Genomic DNA, 5,044 nt, shown 5'->3' on the forward strand with positions numbered 1-5,044 from the left:
CTCCGTCGGGCAAACTCGACGAACGCGCCCTGCCCGAACCCGAAACCACCCTCACCACCACCGGACGCGAACCCCGCACCCCCAACGAACACGTGATATCCGCCCTCTTCGGAGAGACGCTCGGCCTGCCCGCAGCGGGAGCCGACGACAACTTCTTCGCACTCGGCGGCCACTCGCTCGCCGCGACCAGACTCGTCAGCAGGGCCCGCGCCGTGCTCGGCGTCGAACTCGCCGTACGCGACGTCTTCGAAGCGCCCACCGTGGCCGGGCTCGCCGAACGGATCGACACCGCACACGCCGCGCGGACCGCCCTCGCCCCCGCCGAACGGCCCGCGGCCGTCCCGCTCTCCTTCGCCCAGCAGCGCCTCTGGTTCCTCGACCGCCTCGACGGCCCCAGCCCCACCTACAACATCCCCTTCGTGCTGCGCCTCACCGGCGACCTCGACGTCCCCGCCCTGCGCGCGGCCCTGCGCGACGTCCTGCTGCGCCACGAGAGCCTGCGAACCGTCTTCCCCCAGGAAGGCGGCGTCCCCAGGCAGCACGTCACCGCCGCAGGCGAACTCCCCGAGATCCTCACCGAGACCGCCACCACCGCCGAAGCACTGACCGCCACACTGGCCGCCGCCGCTGCCCACACCTTCGCACTCGGCACCGAACTGCCCCTGCGCGCCGAACTGTTCAGCACCGGCGACGACACGCACGTGCTGTCCGTCGTCGTCCACCACATCGCGAGCGACGGCTGGTCGCTGCCCCCACTGGTGCGCGACCTCGCCACCGCCTACACCGCGCGCCGCGAAGGAACGGCCCCCGCGTGGGCGCCGCTGCCCGTCCAGTACGCCGACTACACCCTGTGGCAGCGCCGGCTCCTCGGCGACGACACCGACGCCGACAGCCCCCTGGCCCGCCAGCTCGCCCACTGGAAGGAAACGCTCGGCGGGCTGCCCGACGAGCTCCAGCTCCCCACGGACCGGGCACGGCCCTCCGTCGCGGGCCACCACGGCGCCGTACTCGACTGCGAACTGGACCCCGAACTGCACCGCGCGCTCATCGGCGTGGCCCACTCCACGGGCGCCAGCGTCTTCATGGTCCTCCAGGCCGCGCTCGCCACACTCCTGTCCCGGCTCGGCGCGGGCGACGACATCCCCATCGGCAGCCCCATCGCGGGCCGCACCGACGAGGCGCTCGACGACCTCGTCGGGTTCTTCGTCAACACCCTGGTGCTGCGCACCGACACATCGGGGCGCCCGGCGTTCACCGACCTCGTCGAGCGGGTCAGGAAGGCCGACCTCGCCGCGTACGCCAACCAGGACGTCCCCTTCGAGCGCCTCGTCGAGGTCCTCAACCCCGACCGCTCGCTCTCCCGCCACCCGCTCTTCCAGATCCTGCTCAGCATGCAGGACGACCTCGACCGCACCCTGGACCTGCCGGGCCTGCGCGCCACCGTCGAGCCCGGCGACCTCACCATCGCCAAGTTCGACCTGCAATTCGACTTCAGCGAGCGGTACGGAGCCGAAGGCGAGCCCGCCGGAATCAGCGGCCAGGTCCTGTACGCCACCGACCTCTTCGACCGGGGCACCGCGCAGACCCTCGCCGACCGGCTCGTCCGCGTCCTGCGGGCCGTCACCGAGCGGCCTGACGCGAGCATCGCCGACATCGACCTGCTGCGCTCCGAAGAGACCGCGCTGCTGACCGACCGGGGCACCGGCACCGTCCGCGACGTGCCCGCCCTCTCGGCGACCGTCCCCGCCCGGTTCGCCGAGCAGGTGGCCGCCGACCCCCACGCCGACGCCCTCATCACCGAGGACGGCACCACCGTCTCCTACCGCGCGCTGGACGAACGCTCCAACAGGCTCGCCCACCGGCTCCTCGCCGCGGGAGTCGGCCCCGAGTCACGGGTCGCCGTGCTCCAGCAGCGCTCCGTCGACCTGGTCGTCTCGCTGCTCGCCGTCCTGAAGGCGGGCGGCGCCTACGTGCCGCTGGACGCCCGCGCCCCGCAGACCCGCTGGAAACTCGTCATCGAACAGACCGAGGCATCGGTGCTGCTCGTCGACGACACCCAGCCCGCACTCGACTTCCCGCACACGGCGACCGTGATCCACGTCGACGACGAGCGGGAGACCGCGGGGCTGCCGGCCACCGCCCCCGCCGTCACGGGCCTGCCCGACCGGCTCGCGTACGTGATGTTCACCTCGGGATCCACCGGCCGCCCCAAGGGCGTCGCGATCACCCACAGGGACCTCCTCGCGTTCGCCCTCGACAGCTGCTTCGCCGCCGACGCGCACCGCCGTGTGCTGCTGCACGCCCCGCACGCCTTCGACGCGGCCAACTACGAACTGTGGATGCCGCTGCTGACCGGCGGCACCGTCGTCGTCGCGCCCCCGCACGACATGGACGTCGCCACGCTGCGGCGGATGGTCGCGGGGCACGGCATCACCGGACTCCACCTGACCGCGGGACTGTTCAGGGTCGTCGCCGAGAACGACCTCGACTGCCTCGAAGGCGTGCGCGAACTCCTCGCGGGCGGCGACATCGTCCCCGGCACCGCCGTGCGCGACCTGCTCGCCCGCCACCCGCAACTGGTCTTCAAGGACACCTACGGCCCGACCGAGACCACCTCGTTCGCCACCCACCACCGCCTCACGTCGGCCCACGACGTCCCCGATGTCATACCGATCGGCCGTCCCCTCGACAACACGCGCGCCTACGTCCTCGACGAAGGACTGCACCCGGTGCCGCCGAACGTCGTCGGCGAGCTGTACGTCGCGGGCGAAGGCCTGGCACGCGGCTACTGGCGCGCCCCCGGGCTGACCGCCGAGCGCTTCGTGCCCGACCCGTTGGGCCCCGACGGCAGCCGCATGTACCGGGTGGGCGACCTCGCCCGCTGGAACGCCGAAGGCGCGCTCGTCTTCGCGGGCCGCGCCGACGACCAGGTCAAGATCCGCGGCTTCCGCATCGAACTCGGCGAGGTCGAGGCCGCGGTGGCCCGCCACACCGGGGTCGGCTCGTCCGCCGTGATCGTCCGCGAGGACCGGCCCGGCGACAAGCGGCTCGTCGCCTACGCGGTTCCCGCCGCGGGCGAGCAGATCGACGTGACCGCACTGCGCGAACACCTCACCGCCGTACTGCCCGACTACATGGTGCCCGGCGCCGTCATGGCCCTGGACGCCCTCCCGCTCACCCCCAACGGCAAGCTCGACCGCAAGGCCCTGCCCGTCCCCGACCTCACGTCGGACGGTGCGGGACGGCAGCCCCGCACCCCCGAGGAGCAGGTGCTGTGCGGTCTGTTCGCCGAGATCCTCGAACCGGCGTCGGCGGCCGTCACCATCGACGACAACTTCTTCGAGCTGGGCGGACACTCGCTGCTCGCCACCCGGCTCGTGCTGCGCATCCAGGCCGTGCTCGGCGTCGACGTCGCGGTGCGCGACCTGTTCGACGCGCCGACCGTGGCCCAGCTCGCCGTGCTCGTCGGACAGGCCGCTGGGGCACGGCCGCCGCTGACCCCCGCCGAGCGCCCCGAAGTGATCCCGCTGGCGTTCCCGCAGCGCGGGCTGTGGTTCATCAACCAGATGGAGGGCGGTGGCGCGACCTACAACCTCGGCGTGTCCCTGCGCTTCACCGGGGCACTGCGCAGGGAGGCGATGTACGCCGCGCTGCACGACGTCATCGCCCGGCACGAGAGCCTGCGCACCCTGTTCCCCGACCACGGCGACGCACCCTCCCAGCTGGTGCTGCCCGCCGACCGGGCACACGTGGACGTCCGGGTCAGCGAAGTGGACGAGGACAAACTGGAGGAGAAGCTCACCGAGGTGTCCCGGCGCGGCTTCGACCTCGCCAACGAACTGCCCATCAGGGCCGACCTGTTGGTGCTCAGCCCCACGGAGCACATCTTCCTCGTCGTGGTGCACCACATTGTGGCCGACGGCTGGTCGTTCGTCCCCCTCGTCGACGACCTCGCCGCCGCCTTCGCCGCCCGGAGCGCGGGCGATGCCCCCGACTGGAAGCCGCTGACCGTCCAGTACGCGGACTACACCCTGTGGCAGGCCGGCGTCCTGGGCAGCACGGACGACCCGGACAGCGTGCTCAGCACCCAGCTCGACTACTGGAAGGAGACCCTGGCCAACCTCCCTGCCCAGACGGACCTGCCCACCGAACGCCCCCGCCCCGCGGTGCTCGGCAACGACGGCGACCAGCTGAAGTTCACGCTCGGCGCCGACCTGCAGAGGGCGCTGACCGACATCGCACGCGGCAGCGGCGCCAGCCTCTTCATGGTGGTGCAGGCGGGCCTCGCCGCCCTGATGTCGCGCCTCGGCGCGGGCACCGACATCCCCCTGGGCACCGCCATAGCGGGCCGCAACGACGAGTCCCTCGCGGACGGCATCGGCTTCTTCGTCAACACGCTGGTGCTGCGCAACGACCTGTCGGGCGACCCCACCTTCCGGCAGCTGGTGGAACGGGTCCGCGAGACCGACCTCGCCGCCTACGCCCACCAGGAAGTCCCGTTCGACCTGCTGGTGGAGACCCTCAGCCCGAACCGGTCGCTCTCCCGGAACCCGCTCTTCCAGACCATGCTGACGTTCCAGAACACCTCCGAGCTGAACCTCCGCTTCCCCGGCCTGGAAACCCGGCTGCACCCCGCCAACAACCTCACGGCCAAGTTCGACCTCGACTTCTCCATCGGCGAGTCGTTCGACGCGAACGGCGGACCCGCGGGCCTGTGGGGAACGCTGGTCTTCAACACCGACCTGTACGACCACGCCACCGCCCAGACGCTGATCGACCGGTTCGCGTGCCTCCTGGAAGCGGTCGCCGCCAACCCGGCACTCCGCGTTTCACAGGTCGACGTGATCTCCGAAGCCGAGCGCCGTCAGGTGCTGGTGGAGTGGAACGGTGATGCCGGCGGTGGTGATGGTGGTGGTGCCACGTTGCCTGCGTTGTTCGAGGCTCGTGTCGCTGTTGCGCCGGGGGCTCGTGCTCTTTCGCTGGGCGTGGAGTCGTTGACGTACGGGGAGCTGAACGAGCGGGCGAATGCTCTGGCGAGGCGGTT

Annotated in this window: 1 protein-coding gene; it reads left to right on the top strand. The window is 71.7% G+C overall.

The window, feature by feature from the left end; genetic code table 11:
• A partial coding sequence (locus tag ACIQRW_RS38335) for an amino acid adenylation domain-containing protein (protein WP_403769995.1) occupies positions 1-5,044 on the top strand: 5,044 nt, incomplete at both ends.

It is taken from the genome of Streptomyces sp. NPDC091287 (assembly GCF_044768525.1).
In the GTDB taxonomy this organism is placed as follows: domain Bacteria; phylum Actinomycetota; class Actinomycetes; order Streptomycetales; family Streptomycetaceae; genus Streptomyces.